The sequence below is a fragment of the Secundilactobacillus similis DSM 23365 = JCM 2765 genome, from assembly GCF_001311075.1.
GTDB classification, from domain to species: Bacteria; Bacillota; Bacilli; order Lactobacillales; family Lactobacillaceae; genus Secundilactobacillus; species Secundilactobacillus similis.
In genome coordinates, this window is the sequence record NZ_BBAD01000037.1 from 1 (window position 1) to 13,865 (window position 13,865).

Genomic DNA, 13,865 nt, shown 5'->3' on the forward strand with positions numbered 1-13,865 from the left:
CCTCGCGCGCCTCCGCCTCCCGCTACATGGTGCGCTGTTGGCAATCACAACAGCTGACCGTCATATTATGAAGTTGATGAACCTGTGTAACCGCAACGTTCAGTGGTAACTCGACAACCGCAATAAACGATTGTGGTCAATGTTCAGTAACCGCAATGAATCAACGATTGCGTGAAACTAAATCTGCCAGTTATGTGCTACGTTTACGTGAACTTAATGCAGTTGTACTGACATTCAGAATGCATCGTTATTCAGCCATCGTAATATGAATCGCCGATTGCTGATCAATCTGGACGTTTGTCAAATCAACGTCAGTCGTTGTAATCCCGTAGTTAAGCGCTTGAGATGGTCTGCAGTGATGCCAAATTGCGCAATATGAGATTCCGGTCAGCGGCTAGGTGGATGCTGTGTCGCGATAATTGGTGGTTGTTGGTGTTTTTCCCAACAACCATCAATTATCGGGGACGAATTCAAGACTCGCACGGGTTTTAGCGAGGCTTGAATTCGAGGCCTGAGACCGCTCTTCGGCTCAGGCCGGCCCCACAGCAGGAACCTAGCCGCTGACCGGAATCGACAGTTCACGCAAATCAAACTTCACAAACTAAACAGAAGAATGCTTACGCTGGACACAAACGACAATAAAACGGCCTCAACATTCAACAAAATGCTGAGACCGTTAATCGTTATGCTTCTGGTTTGTTCGAAGTTGATTCAGTTGAGTCAGCTGTATCAGCATCCTCAGCAGGTGTTTCCTCAGTTTCAGTAACATCCGAAACATCAGCGCCGCCAAAAGTGTCTTCGCTATTAAGTACGATATCATCGGAGTCATCATCCGCTGCCGTAGCAACGTCCGCTAACTCTGAACGTAAGTCTTCGCTAGATGCTTCATCATCGTCAGCTTTAGAGAAGTGCTGGTTTTCAAATTGGGCAGTTGCCGTCTTGAGTTTATCACTCACTGATTCAGACTGTTCAGCAAACGTCTCCTTGAAGTCTGCCCAAGCATCGCTTGCGTAAAACGCATAGTCGACTGCCCGGTCTTTTGCGATATCAACCTTATCTTGAAGGTCTTCTTTAAGTTGTTCCTTTTGGGCATCATCTAACCGACGATAAGCAACGTGAGCTGCTGCACCACCCGCTAAGAGCCCTAATAAAAAGCCAAACTTTTTTCCCATAACGCAAAAACTCCTTTCAACTTTTAGTCCTTTGATTTCCGGCCGCGATAAGCATTAAACATCGCTGACCCGGCGCGAGCCACCAAGTTAGAGGTCACCGACTTTTTGGCTGTCGATGAAACCTTCCCAGTTAATTCACGAGTTGCCTCGTTCAAATCTGAAACGCTGGTTCCAAGATCAGCCGCCGCTTTGAATACGGGATCAATCGTGGCAACCTTATGATTGACATCATCTAACAGCGTATTGGCATTCGCCAAAATATCCTCCGTTTGTTTCGCAATGACGTCCATATCATCAGTCATCGTTTTAATGCTTTGGTTCACTTCACCAAGCGTCCGAACCATCTTGGTTAAAAAGACACCGATGAAGACCACCAAAACTAAAAACGCGATTGCGGCAATTAAACCGGCAATTTGTCCACCTGTCACGCTACCCCTCCTTACTTTACCTTGATTAATTTAAGAATAGCATTGACCGGTCCGGGCGCAATGAAAAGTACGCGGTTTCACCCGCTTTTATTGGTTTGTTATCGAATCTTCATGACTAGCAACTCATCATGAAAATTCCAATGGCTATACCTTGGAAAACGGCACCTAACTTTGTTAAACTAGAGAAGAACTCATTGCAATTGTCAATCAATGGCAATTGTCTAACAACCTCAAAAGGAGCCCTCTATCTTGACGCATTTTGTTCGATTCATTCACCACTTTGACTGGCAAAGCATCGGTGAACAAGCGGCGACCACCATTTTTCAGTTAATTCTGGTTTCTGTTGGTTTATTGCTGGTTAACTGGTTAGGCAAAAAAATTATTCGGCACTTATTCAAACGCTACAAAGCAACTCAAATCACCCCTGGAACGGCAAACCGAGTGGACACCATCTTTACACTGGTCATGAACATCTTTCAGTACACCGTCCTCTTCTTTTGGATCTACGCCTTGCTCTCATTCATGGGCGTTCCGGTTGGCACGTTAGTCGCTGGGGCCGGGATCTTCAGTTTAGCCTTGGTCTTGGTGCTCAGGGATTTGTTTCCGATATCGTTACCGGGGCGTTTATTTTGATGGAAGAACAAATCAACGTTGGTGATGCCGTCAAAATTGGAACAATCGAAGGCACCGTTTCCGCAATTGGCATTCGGACGACTCAGGTTGTTAGTGCCGATGGGACCTTAAACTTTATCCCGAACCGAAACATTACGATTGTCAGCAACAAGTCTCGAAATGAAATGCGGGCGCTGGTTCAAATTCCAATCGTACCAGATTCACCAATTGATGATATCAACGCCATCATCGAAACGGTGAACCAAACGGTCGCGTCCAAGTTTCCAGCCATTACGCAGGCGCCAACGAATCTTGGAACCGTACCGCTGCCAGATGGTAAACTGGTGATTCAAGTAGTCACCTTCACCCAGCCTGGCGAGCAATCAACTGTTCAGCATGAACTACTGTCCGCTTATTTAAAGGCCATTAGTGACGCTGATATTACCTTACCGACGATTTATCGAACGGATACGCCGAACGTCTAAGTACACTTAAACGACACTTATCATTTTTAAACTATAATCAAACAGGCGTCTAAATTCCCAGTGGTGGAATTTAGACGCCTGTTTACTCATGGTTAATTGTAGCATTTATCAAAATAACGCCACTCATAATGCTAATTCGAACGGTCTCCCACTAAGTCCGCAATCTGTTGAACTTCAAAATGGGTTGAAAAGTTGTGGGCCAGATAATTGACGCGTTTCAACAATTCACGTCGGGTAATAATGCCCGTAAACGTCCGGTCATCCGAAACAACCGGCACAAATGAGTTGTCGATAAGAAGGTGTAAAATTTCATCCAAATCGGTTGGATCTTCAACTGACCGAAAGTCGGTTTCCATCACGTCTGCAACCTTTAATCGGCGCAAATTTTCTGGAGCAACGTGATTAACATCCAACATTTTTTCGGTAAGCATTGATAATGAAACTAAACCACATAGGTGTTGCTCTGGATCCAACACCGGAATCTTTGAATAACCAATCTTAGTTAACACCAAAAATGCATGGTAACAATCATTATTGACCATCACGTTGGCAACGATATTTGCCGGGATAATCAATGTCTGATGATCCGCAAGTAAGAGGTCTTTAATGGGTTGATCAACCATAAACTTTTATCGCCCTTTCTGTGTTTGACGCGTAAATTCGAACTGAAGCCCTGGAACCGGTTGTTGCTGCCGGTCATAAAACGTGACGGTAACGATCGCTGGCGTTGTATCGATAAGTGCATAGGTGCCACCGACCGACGCATAGGTACCACGAGGGAGTGAAATACTACCGGGATTCAAATACAAACAATCATCTACCATTTCAGCCGCTAATTGATGGGTATGACCGTAAAACACCAAGCTAGCGTTCACCGACTGGGCTTTCAAGCTCAGATGCGTTAACCCCATCGAAACCCCATAAAGGTCACCATGCGTCATGAGCACGTGTTCACCGTGGTCATCACGCTCAATGTCATCGCTAAACTCACCACGCGGATCATTGTTACCTTCAACCACCGAAACATCTTTGAACACCGCATCATCAGCCTTCAATTCTGAATCACCGCAGTGAAAGATGCCATCAACTTGATCGCGATACTGGGCAAACAGCGTTGTCAAAATCTCACGATCACCGTGATTATCACTGATCACTAAGTACTTCACGTTTAAGCCTCCCACCATGAATCAAACTGTTGCATCATCTTCTCGGCTGCCCGGCCCCGGTGACTAATGGCATTTTTTTCATGATCGGTCATTTCCGCCATCGTCTTGTGCGCTTCTGGAATGTAAAACAACGGGTCGTAGCCAAAGCCATTATCCCCACGAGGCGCGGTTAAAATTTCACCACTAACTTCACCATCAACAACGAGTTTGGCCCCACTCGGTTTAACCAGCACAAGGGTTGAATGAAATACGGCTTGGCGCTGGTCAGCCGGGACGGTCGCTAACTTGGTCAACAGTTTTTGGTTGTTGGCGGCATCATCATGGTCACCCGCATACCGAGCCGAATAGATGCCAGGTTCTCCATTTAAAGCTGCCACCTGCAAGCCAGAGTCATCTGCAAGGACTGGTAAACTGGTTTGTTGCGCAATTGCCGTGGCCTTAATTGTGGCATTTTCTTCAAAGGTCGTACCCGTTTCGGCAATGTCACCAATATTCGGAAAATCAGCTAACGTCTTGATGATGATCTTTTGGTGCCAGCATTTCCCGAAATTCACGCGCCTTACCCGCATTGCGAGTCGCAATAATTAATTCACTGTGTGTCATTTGTCGTTGCCTCACTTTAATTGTCATTATGGTCAAATTGTTGGAGTCGCGTCACAGGTAGCTGAGTCACGTTAAGGTGTGTATCGCCCAACCAATCCGCTGCAACTCGGTTAAATTCCGTGACGGTCCCTGTAGTGTAGAACTGATAGGTCGGTTCAGCCGTTGGCGTTAGTAGCTTTGCTGTCGTTAATTGGCGACGAAGCTGTTTAGCCGTTTCAACACCCGAATCAACCAGTTGGACTCCCGGCCCCATCGCCGCCGTAATTTGAGGCAACAGCAACGGATAGTGGGTACACCCCAGAATGAGCGTATCTACCGGGTGATCTTTAAAAAATGCTAACCGTTGCTGTACGATGGTGGTCGCTTCAGCCGAGCGATAATTGCCAGCTTCTACCAGCAAAACAAATTCGGGGCACGGTACTTCATACACCGTTGCGTTAGGCATCAACGCCTGAATTGCTTGCCGATACGCATGACTCTTACAGGTGCCTTCCGTTGCAATCACGCCGATTCGTTGGTGCGTTGTCACGGTTACTGCCCGTTGACTACCAGCTTGAATCACACCAATCACTGGCATTGGAAGTTCTTGCTGCAACAAGGGTAATGCGGCAGCTGTTGCAGTATTGCAAGCCATCACCAGTGCTTTGACCGATTGTTGCGTCAAAAAGCCGGCGATTTCACGCGAAAATCGAACGACCTCTTCACTTGACCGGGGACCATAGGGGACTCGAGCTTGATCGCCCACAAAAATCATTGATTCGGATGGGAGTTGCGCCTTCGCTGCCTTAAGGACCGTTAACCCACCAACACCTGAATCCAAAAAACCAATTGCTCCAGAAACCATGCGCTTGTTTCCCTTCTCTTCAAAAATACTGTGTTCACTTAAATCTCGCCACTTATTTATTCGATAGCCTTCAAAATCATCGCTTGCGAGTAATCGATATGTACCAAACACCCGCTTGGGCTTTTATCTTACTTGAACTTATATTATTCACCAAAATAACAGCGGTTGCAAGCAAAGCAATCATTTCTTAAGTTATGATAATCCACTTGCAATTTGAACGCTTTCCATTGTAATCTAAACGTAATAGCTATTTAGGATGGAGAAAATTATGGATAACCAGATTTACGCACACTACCTTAACGATCCAGCAACCGCACCATTGTTTGGTAAGGCGCTCCTTCGAGACGTTGTTTTAACTGATATTTTGGGCGCTGATGCCGGTAATATCGCATACTGGAGGGTAAACAACTTGCCCGCCGCTTTGAATTAGGTAACGTCACTGACATTGCCTTGTTCTTTGAACAAGCCCAGCTTGGCCACCTGACACTTGATAAACAAACCGCTAAGGAATGGCGGTTTACCCTAACTGGCTTACCAGTTAGTGCTCGACTAAGCTACACCGAAACTGCAGCGCCGTTTATGCTTGAAGCTGGTTTTCTTGCCCAAAGCGTCGAGCAAATGATTGGCGTTGTCGCTGAAACCGAAGCTCAGGATCCGCAAAAAAACCGCCATGCAGACGCCGTTAGCTTAATTGTCCACTTAGACCCCAAAGACGCCACTAGCGACCCTCACGAGCTCAATCCAATGACGCTAACGCACCCTGACACACCGAGTGCGCCTCAAGGTTAATCATTTAATTAAACTCGCATGTACATTTCATGGGACGTGCGTTTTTTATTGCGTTTGTGTCTAACGTTAGGGTTGGGTGCGATCTGGGTGTTGGCTGTTTGTCGTCGCTTCGCTCGCCAAAGCCGCATGAAAACCGGCGCTCTCAGGCTACAAAATTCGGCGCCACTTAAACTGTTATTTCTAGGGTTTCTGTCATTGTAAGAACTTGTTAACCACGCGCTTTCTGGCCACCACGCCGAATAGTGCTGCGCGAGACTGAGAGCTGCATGCAAGGCGACATCGGTAAACCCGCCAGGCCCGGGCGCCTTCACCGATGTCGCCTTGCACACTGCTCTCAACCCGTCTCGCTCCGCACACTTACGCTGGACACAAACGACAGCAAAAAGCGCCACCCGATTTCTCGGATGACGCCTTTTCTGTCGCAATTATGCTTCGACGTATTGGGTCAGCAATTGCTTTAATTGATCTTTTGTGTGGTAACCAACAACGGTGTCAACCACTTGACCATCCTTTTTAACAAGGAGGGTTGGGATACTCATGATGCCGAATTGTTGTGGCGTGTTTGGATTAGCATCAACGTCCATCTTGTTGAACGTTACTTGATCCGCCATATCCTCAGATAATTGTTCGACAACGGGTGATTGCATCCGACAAGGACCACACCAAGTTGCCCAAAAATCGGTTAACGTAACACCGGTTGCAGTATCTTTTTCAAAAGTTGAATCCGTGGTTTCTAAAACAGCCATAAAACGTTCCCTCCCTTATTCATTTACAATTAGTAAGTTTACCAGCTTTTACCAAAAGTACAAGCAAAATGCACTTCTAAAATCGGCAACTTACAGGTTTACAACAGTTGAGCCATCACCACCAGCATTGGCAGGTGAAAAGCCGAATGATTTCACTCGGCGATTCGATTGCAGGTACTCCGTAACCCCTTGACGCAGGGCCCCAGTCCCCTTCCCATGGATGATTGTCACTGATGGATAACCCGCCAGTAACGCTGAATCGATAAACCGATCCACTTCCGCCATGGCCTGTTCGTAACGGTGACCACGAAGATCAAGTTGGTGACACCCCGCTTGACCGTGTCCGCCGTACCGTTGCTTTAGGTTGTGGCTCTTTCTTGATTTCTTCAGCACTGACGCGTTCGAGATCAAGGTCTTCGATTTTCATCTTCAAAATGCCCATTTGCACTTCGAAGTGGTGTGCATCCAATTTATCCATGATAACGCCACGTTGCCCATAAGACTTAACCAGAACTTCGTCACCCTTCTTAAATGCATGACGGCGCTTTTCGCGATTCAAGACCCGGTTCTTTTTCAGTTGTTGATCTTGCTGCAAGGCATTGATTTGTCCCTTAGCATCGATCAACTGGTTTTCTTTGATCACCGTCTTACCGGCTTGTAGTTGTTTCTTACGGATATCACGGATAATTTCATCCGCACGAACCCGCGTCTTTTCAACGATTTGGTTGGCCTTGTCCTTAGCCGATTCCGTCAACTGATCCTTTTGATTTTGATAACGTTCAAATTGCGCCTTTAAGTCATCATGTAACGCCTGACTATCCGCTAATTCTTTAGCAGCCGCAGCAGCGTCTAGGTCAGCCTGACGCTTTTGCGCCGTCAAATCAGCAATCATTTGGTTCAGATCTTGACTATCACTATCCGTTAAACTCCGCGCTTCATCAATAATCGTTTGTTTGATGCCCAGTCGAGCCGCAATTTCTAACGCATTGCTTCGACCAGGAATCCCAATCAATAATCGATAAGTCGGTTGCAACGTTTCCGTGTCAAATTCCATGCTGCGTTAATCGTTTCCGGACGATTATAGCCATAAGCTTTAAGTTCAGGATAGTGGGTCGTCGCGATGACTTCACTACCAATCGCACCAATGTCATCCAGAATCGCCATGGCGAGGGCTGCCCCTTCTTGCGGATCAGTCCCGGCACTTAATTCATCGACAAGGATCAAGCTATGGTCAGTTGCATCTTTCAAAATATTAACGATGTTTTCCATATGTGACGAGAACGTACTCAAATTTTGTTCAATCGATTGTTCATCACCAATATCGGCAAAGATCTCATCAAACAACCCAACTTGACTATGTTCGTTAGCCGCAATAAATAACCCCGATTGAGCCATCAACTGTGCTAACCCAACCGTCTTCAGCGTAACGGTTTTCCCACCAGTGTTCGGTCCGGTCACGATAATGGCTTTATAGGTCGTTCCAAGTTCGATATCGTTAGCGACCACTTTATCCGCCGCAATCAACGGGTGCCGGGCTTGCCGCAACGCAATTTGATTATCGGCAGACAAAATCGGTTCCGTTGCCTTAATTGCATGCGCATAATGCGCTTTGGCGTTAATGAAGTCCAGATGACCCAAGACGGTTGCATTCTCTAAGATTTCTGTTTGGTATGGCCGTAATAATTCTGATAGTTCGAGTAAAATCCGGCGTTCTTCTTGCCGTTCCTCGATTTGAGCCTCACGGAGTTGGTTGTTTTTCACAACCACCCCTTCTGGTTCGATATAGAGGGTCTGCCCACTGGCACTTTGGTCGTGGACAATGCCGCCAAACCGTTGCTTATACTCGGCCTTAACGGGTAACACGTAGCGGTCGTCACGAATCGTCACTAAGGTATCACTCAGGTATTTGGCATTCTTTCCTCGAGTATAACCCGCCATTTGTTCACGAATCGTACCTTCAAGGGTTGTGATCTTTCGGCGAATCCGTTTCAGGTCTGGTGAGGCTTCATCGGTTAGCCGACCGTCATCTTCCAGCGAAACTGATAACCGCTTGCTAACCTCTGGTAAATGGATCAAATCAGCGACAACCGTGTATAACCGTCGTAATTCGACGGGCTTTTGCTGGAGGTCATCAAAGAAACTGACCACCCGCTGAACCGTTTTTAAAACCCGACTGATTTGTGCTAATTCGGTCCCACTCAGGGTCCCCTCAATTGATAAGCGTTTGATGTGTGGCGTAATATCCGCTAACTTAGGCAGTGGAATCCCGCCCTCTAACCGTAAAATATCAGCTCCATCTCGAGTCTCATCAATCGCTTGTTGGACGGTTGCTAAGTCATCAGATGGTGTCAGTTGCGCAAGTTCAGCGCTACCGGCCGCCGATACCAAATATTGGCGCAATTGTTGTTTGATCTGCTCAAACGCCATTGTTTTAAAAATTTTCTCGTTCATTTTAATCTGTACTCTCCTAGCTTGCCGATTACTTCAACAAAAGTACCAGCAGTCTAATCGGTTGGCCGTTCGGTAGGCGTTTTTTGGGCCTTTTGAAGTCGGTCCAATTGCGTTGCCTTTTCAAGTTGATCTGAAATAGCGTTAAACGCAAGCAAAATTGCCGCTTCTTCCTTGGTCATCGACGGTGCGAGTTGCTTTAATTGGTTCAATTGTTGATTCATCAACGTCGTCACCGCCCGCATGTGCGCTTCGGAGCGGCTACCAACGATGGTATAGGTCTGACCGTCAACAACGGCTTTAAACCGCCGCCGTTGTGGGTTAACCTCATCATCCGTTTCGTGCAAAACCATTTCCCCCAAACTTTGGCCCTAAAAAGGACCCTAAACCTCATTTAGCCGCTGACCCGATTCGGACCAGCGGCTAAATGGACTCACACGTCAGTGACTGACGTGCATCGTAATAACTTACTCAGGATCTGGGACACCCCAGTCTTGATCAGAGGCATCAGTACCGCCGCCGTTCAAGAAGGTGTTTAACATGGATTCAACCATGTCCCATTCTTCGTCAGATTCGATTGGTAACAAGTCGCCGCCTTGAGGATCGGCAGGGTCATCGCCATCAGCTAATTGGTAAGCTTGAATGTCAACTTCCTCATCGTCAGCCTTACCAGCTGGGTAAAGCAAAATGTATGATTTGTTAAAATCAGGTGATTTGAAGGTAAATAGAACGTTGTATAGCTCTTCGTTGCCCTCTTCATCGACAATGGTAATTTGTTGTTCGTTGTTTTCACTCATAGTTGTACGCCTCACTTTTTTATTTAGTTAACGGGCCTTGGCGATCCAAGTAATTTTGAAGAATCAAGCTAGCAGCAAGTTTATCGATCACTTGCTTACGCTTCTTTCGCGACGTATCCGCTTCTTCAACGAGCATCCGTTCAGCCTCGACAGTGGTTAGCCGTTCATCTTCAAAATCAACGGGTAAATCAAAGGTTGCTTTTAGTAACTCACCATAGTTCTGCGCAGCTTCAGCGCGGGGGCCTAAACTATTATTCATATTCTTAGGCAACCCCAGCACAAACCCAGTCACTTCATACTGGCTCACCAGTTCCTTGACTCGATCGATGCCAAATTGTTCTTCATCCTCATTGATCCGGATGATCTCAACGCCTTGCGCAGTCCAGCCAAGCAGGTCACTCATGGCAACCCCGACGGTTCTTGATCCGACATCTAATCCCATTAATCGCATTACTTTGTCAACGTCCCATTCTCATTGAGGTAGAAGCGGACCAGTTCTTCGATAATCTCATCACGTTCGTGCTTGCGAATCAGGTTCCGCGCATCATTGATACGGGGAATGTACGCCGGATCGCCAGACAATAGATACCCAACAATCTGGTTGATCGGGTTGTACCCTTTTTCTTCAAGCGCCTGATACACTGTTACCAGCGTATCATGAACGTCCTTAGGTTGTTTGTCACCAAAATTAAAATACATGGTTTTATCTAACGTACTCATGATCACACCTCCACCGATGTTATTTAACTTCATTTTACCGGATAACGGCAGTCACGACAACGAATGACCCACGATGTAACTAATTCGTAATACTCTTAGTTGCAATTAATCGCGTGATAAACAGTACCTTAGTCATCTCAAACTCGTCCTGAAATCCCCAATCAGCGGGGTCCGTTACCGACTGATCATGAACGATCAGCCATCGGCCTCCAACTAGTTTAACACGTTATGCTAAATTTGCCAGCCAATTAGTTGCTTCGGTCATGGCATCTTGTAAACCAGCAGGGTTTTTCCCACCAGCTTGCGCCATGTTAGGACGACCACCGCCACCACCATTGATCTTTGGTGAAATGGCTTTGATCAAGTCCCCAGCCTTCAGACCGTCTTTGATCGAGTCATCACTGACAGCCGCAATCAAATTGGCTTTTTCGCCAACTTGTGCCCCAAGTACCAGCACGTCTGACAACTTCTTTTGACGCCAAGTATCAGCTAATTGACGCAATTGATCCATTGAAGATACCTGAACGACACCCGTAATCAATTGCTTGCCATTAACCGTTTGAACGTTGTCAAAGATTTGACCAGCTTGTTGACTTGCTAACTTCGCTTCAAGACTATCAGCCTTGTTGGTCAAGGCTTTGATTTGGTCTTGTAATTGACTGATCTTGCCAGGCACTTCACTCACTTGTTGCGCCTTCAAACTACCAGCAGCTTGTTCCAACAATTGATCATGGTCGTTCAGGTAAGCAAATGCATCGCCAGCCGTTACGGCTTCGATCCGGCGAGTACCAGCACCGATCCCGGTTTCAGAAGTGATCTTGAACAGTCCAAGTTCGTTGGTGTTCTTAACATGAGTCCCACCACAGAATTCGATTGAGAAGTCACCGATGGAAACAACCCGGACCTTATCACCGTATTTATCACTAAAGAGCGCAATGGCCCCCATCTTCTTACCAGTTTCTTGATCCGTTTCAACGGTCGTTACTGGGATTTCTTCAAAAATCTTTTCGTTAACGATGGCTTCAACCTTAGCCAGGTCCGCTTCAGTGACTTGACCAAAGTGGGTAAAGTCAAATCGCAAGTAATTTGGTTCAACTAATGAACCCGCTTGTTGCGTGTGTTCGCCAAAGACGTTCCGAAGTGCTTGGTCAAGCAAGTGGGTTGCCGTATGGTTCTTTTCAACCTTGCTGTGGAAGTGTTCGTTAACCTTTAACGTTACCGTTTCGCCAACCTTGATGGCCCGGTTCAACTTCAACGTGTGCAGATTTTGACCGTTTGGTGCGTGTTGAACGTCTTCAACGGTGGCAATCACGTTACCATCGGCATCTAACACGTCACCTTGGTCAGCAATTTGGCCACCCATTTCAGCGTAGAATGGCGTCTTGTCAAAGATGACTTGAACTAAACCACTTTCAGCAGCGTCAACGATCGCCCCATCAGCGAGAATGTCGCTGATTTTAGCATCATCAACGGCTAATTGGGTGTAACCAACGTATTCGCTTGGTGACTTAATCCCGATCAATAGATCAGTTTGAACCCCCATCGAGTTATCGGAATTCCGCGCTTTCCGAGCCCGGTCACGTTGCTGTTGCATCTCAGCTTCAAAGCCATCTTCATCAACGCCGATTCCTTCGTCAAAAGCGTATTCACGCGTTAACTCAACTGGGAAACCATAGGTATCGTAAAGCTTGAAGGCCTCAGCACCATCAATTTCTTTTTGGCCGGCTTTCTTGGTTTCAGCAATCAAGGCGTTCAACAAGTTTAAGCCATCCGTTAAGGTTTCGTTGAACCGGTCTTCTTCAGACTTCACAACCTTCGCAATGTAGTCGCTGTTTTCCAAAACTTCTGGGTAAAAGGCCTTCATCGCTTCACCGACAACGGGCACTAACTTGTACAAGAACGCCCCGTCAACGCCTAATTTTTGGCCATTGACAACGGCCCGACGGATCAAGCGACGAATAACGTAGCCCCGACCTTCATTTGAAGGCAACGCCCCATCACCAATCGCAAAGGTAATTGCGCGGGCGTGGTCAGCAATGACTTTGAAGGAAACGTCTTCCTTGGCATCTTCACCGTATTTTTTACCATCACTGTAAGTTTCAGTTGCGTGGATCATTGGTAAGAATAAGTCGGTTTCAAAGTTGGTTTTCGCGTGTTGGAACACGGAAACGACCCGTTCAAGGCCCATCCCAGTATCAATATTCTTCCGTGGTAATGGCTTGTATGAGCCATCTGGTTCGTGGTTGAATTGTGAGAACACGATGTTCCAAACTTCAAGGTAACGTTCATTTTCGCCACCAGGATAGTTTTCAGGATCATCATCGGCCAAGTTGTTAAAGGACTGACCACGATCGTAGAAAATTTCACTATCGGGGCCTGAAGGGCCTTCACCAATATCCCAGAAGTTATCTTCGGCTTCAATAATGTGATCTGGAGCAACACCAACCTCTAGCCAACGCTTCTTAGCAGCATCGTCCTTAGGGTAAACCGTCATGTAGAGCTTTTCTGGATCCCAGCCAAACCAGTCGTCTGACGTTAAGAGTTCCCAAGCCCAAGCGATTGCTTCATCCTTAAAGTAATCCCCAACGGAGAAGTTCCCCAACATTTCAAATAACGTGTGGTGGCGCGCAGTCCGGCCAACGTTTTCAATATCGTTCGTCCGAATACTCTTTTGAGAGCTGGTCATCCGGGGGTTCTTAGGTACAACTGACCCGTTAAAATAATTCTTCATCGTGGCAACCCCAGAGTTGATCCAAAGCAATGTTGGGTCATCTACTGGCACTAACGATGCACTTGGCATGATGGTGTGACCCTTACTCTTGAAAAAGTCCAGGTACATCTGCCGAATCTGACTACTACTTAGTTCCTTCATGACAATTCTCCTTTAAAAATAATAAAACACCGCTGCTAGTAAAGACGCCATAGACGCGGTACCACTTTACTTGCAACGATGTTGATCGTTTACCTCTTAAGCTCATTACGCTGAGCAACGGTTATTCTATTAGTCGACGAGGGAGCACCTTAGTTAAGAGTCGTTTTTCACAGCACCCAAAAC

At 46.6% G+C, this 13,865-nt stretch carries 15 protein-coding genes and 2 pseudogenes; 4 read left to right on the top strand and 13 right to left on the bottom strand.

The genetic code is table 11. The features are described from left to right. Positions 1-683: 683 nt before the first annotated feature. Entirely contained in the window at positions 684-1,172 is a 489-nt protein-coding gene (locus tag JCM2765_RS09300; RefSeq protein WP_054736236.1) for a YtxH domain-containing protein, read from the bottom strand. Positions 1,173-1,195: 23 nt separating this feature from the next. Beyond that, entirely contained in the window at positions 1,196-1,600 is a 405-nt protein-coding gene (locus JCM2765_RS09305; protein WP_054736238.1) for a DUF948 domain-containing protein, read from the bottom strand. A 249-nt stretch (positions 1,601-1,849) separates the two neighbouring features. On the opposite strand from JCM2765_RS09305, the gene JCM2765_RS19115 reads away from it, so the two are divergent. Together JCM2765_RS19115 and JCM2765_RS09310 are read left to right on the top strand one after the other, a co-directional pair. Further along, the gene (locus tag JCM2765_RS19115; protein WP_369404066.1) at positions 1,850-2,233 is read left to right on the top strand and encodes a hypothetical protein; all 384 of its coding nucleotides are present in this window, start codon (positions 1,850-1,852) and stop codon (positions 2,231-2,233) included. Continuing rightward, positions 2,233-2,697 carry a mechanosensitive ion channel family protein gene (locus JCM2765_RS09310; RefSeq protein WP_369404068.1) on the top strand — a complete coding sequence of 155 codons (465 nt, stop codon included), beginning with the start codon at positions 2,233-2,235 and terminating at the stop codon, positions 2,695-2,697. The genes JCM2765_RS19115 and JCM2765_RS09310 overlap by 1 nt, the downstream gene beginning before the upstream one ends. Positions 2,698-2,828: 131 nt before the next feature. Here the strand turns inward: JCM2765_RS09310 and cbpB are convergent, their stop codons facing one another. The 4 genes and pseudogenes from cbpB to murI form a co-directional block, all read right to left on the bottom strand. After that, entirely contained in the window at positions 2,829-3,320 is a 492-nt protein-coding gene (cbpB, locus tag JCM2765_RS09315; protein WP_054736240.1) for a cyclic-di-AMP-binding protein CbpB, read from the bottom strand. A 6-nt stretch (positions 3,321-3,326) separates the two neighbouring features. Further along, entirely contained in the window at positions 3,327-3,863 is a 537-nt protein-coding gene (locus JCM2765_RS09320) for a metallophosphoesterase (RefSeq protein WP_156301747.1), read from the bottom strand. Between the two features lie 2 nt (positions 3,864-3,865). Then, positions 3,866-4,466 (bottom strand): annotated as a pseudogene (locus JCM2765_RS09325) (XTP/dITP diphosphatase). A 16-nt stretch (positions 4,467-4,482) separates the two neighbouring features. After that, positions 4,483-5,310, bottom strand: a complete 828-nt coding sequence (murI, locus tag JCM2765_RS09330; RefSeq protein WP_054736244.1) for a glutamate racemase — start codon at positions 5,308-5,310, stop codon at positions 4,483-4,485. 268 nt (positions 5,311-5,578) lie between these two features. Between murI and JCM2765_RS17165 the strand changes: the two genes are divergently transcribed. Beyond that, positions 5,579-5,740, top strand: a complete 162-nt coding sequence (locus tag JCM2765_RS17165; RefSeq protein ID WP_156301748.1) for a hypothetical protein — start codon at positions 5,579-5,581, stop codon at positions 5,738-5,740. Positions 5,741-5,760: 20 nt separating this feature from the next. Beyond that, positions 5,761-6,099, top strand: a complete 339-nt coding sequence (locus JCM2765_RS09335) for a DUF2507 domain-containing protein (protein WP_054736246.1) — start codon at positions 5,761-5,763, stop codon at positions 6,097-6,099. A 425-nt stretch (positions 6,100-6,524) separates the two neighbouring features. On the opposite strand, the gene trxA is transcribed toward JCM2765_RS09335, so the two are convergent. The 7 genes and pseudogenes from trxA to alaS form a co-directional block, all read right to left on the bottom strand. After that, on the bottom strand, positions 6,525-6,845 hold the full coding sequence (trxA, locus tag JCM2765_RS09340) for a thioredoxin (protein ID WP_054736248.1): 321 nt from the start codon (positions 6,843-6,845) through the stop codon (positions 6,525-6,527). Between the two features lie 90 nt (positions 6,846-6,935). Further along, positions 6,936-9,296 (bottom strand): annotated as a pseudogene (locus JCM2765_RS09345) (endonuclease MutS2). A 53-nt stretch (positions 9,297-9,349) separates the two neighbouring features. Next, the gene (locus JCM2765_RS09350; RefSeq protein ID WP_054736250.1) at positions 9,350-9,646 is read right to left on the bottom strand and encodes a cell division protein ZapA; all 297 of its coding nucleotides are present in this window, start codon (positions 9,644-9,646) and stop codon (positions 9,350-9,352) included. 114 nt (positions 9,647-9,760) lie between these two features. Beyond that, entirely contained in the window at positions 9,761-10,090 is a 330-nt protein-coding gene (locus JCM2765_RS09355) for a DUF1292 domain-containing protein (protein WP_054736252.1), read from the bottom strand. Between the two features lie 19 nt (positions 10,091-10,109). Continuing rightward, positions 10,110-10,541, bottom strand: coding sequence for a Holliday junction resolvase RuvX (gene ruvX / locus JCM2765_RS09360; protein WP_054736254.1), 432 nt, complete (start codon positions 10,539-10,541; stop codon positions 10,110-10,112). After that, positions 10,541-10,810 carry an IreB family regulatory phosphoprotein gene (locus tag JCM2765_RS09365; protein ID WP_054736255.1) on the bottom strand — a complete coding sequence of 90 codons (270 nt, stop codon included), beginning with the start codon at positions 10,808-10,810 and terminating at the stop codon, positions 10,541-10,543. The genes ruvX and JCM2765_RS09365 overlap by 1 nt, the downstream gene beginning before the upstream one ends. A gap of 226 nt (positions 10,811-11,036) precedes the next feature. Continuing rightward, positions 11,037-13,682: an alanine--tRNA ligase gene (alaS, locus tag JCM2765_RS09370; protein ID WP_054736257.1), complete on the bottom strand. Its 2,646-nt coding sequence runs from the start codon at positions 13,680-13,682 to the stop codon at positions 11,037-11,039. Between the last annotated feature and the right edge of the window lie 183 nt (positions 13,683-13,865).

Excerpts from the sequence above, each read along its gene's own strand:
- JCM2765_RS09300 (WP_054736236.1), bottom strand. The coding sequence starts at position 1,172 with ATGGGAAAAAAGTTTGGCTTTTTATTAGGGCTCTTAGCGGGTGGTGCA.
- JCM2765_RS09310 (WP_369404068.1), top strand. The coding sequence starts at position 2,233 with ATGGAAGAACAAATCAACGTTGGTGATGCCGTCAAAATTGGAACAATC.
- cbpB (WP_054736240.1), bottom strand. The coding sequence starts at position 3,320 with ATGGTTGATCAACCCATTAAAGACCTCTTACTTGCGGATCATCAGACA.
- murI (WP_054736244.1), bottom strand. The coding sequence starts at position 5,310 with ATGGTTTCTGGAGCAATTGGTTTTTTGGATTCAGGTGTTGGTGGGTTA.
- JCM2765_RS17165 (WP_156301748.1), top strand. The coding sequence starts at position 5,579 with ATGGATAACCAGATTTACGCACACTACCTTAACGATCCAGCAACCGCA.
- trxA (WP_054736248.1), bottom strand. The coding sequence starts at position 6,845 with ATGGCTGTTTTAGAAACCACGGATTCAACTTTTGAAAAAGATACTGCA.
- JCM2765_RS09350 (WP_054736250.1), bottom strand. The coding sequence starts at position 9,646 with ATGGTTTTGCACGAAACGGATGATGAGGTTAACCCACAACGGCGGCGG.
- JCM2765_RS09355 (WP_054736252.1), bottom strand. The coding sequence starts at position 10,090 with ATGAGTGAAAACAACGAACAACAAATTACCATTGTCGATGAAGAGGGC.
- ruvX (WP_054736254.1), bottom strand. The coding sequence starts at position 10,541 with ATGCGATTAATGGGATTAGATGTCGGATCAAGAACCGTCGGGGTTGCC.
- JCM2765_RS09365 (WP_054736255.1), bottom strand. The coding sequence starts at position 10,810 with ATGAGTACGTTAGATAAAACCATGTATTTTAATTTTGGTGACAAACAA.
- alaS (WP_054736257.1), bottom strand. The coding sequence starts at position 13,682 with ATGAAGGAACTAAGTAGTAGTCAGATTCGGCAGATGTACCTGGACTTT.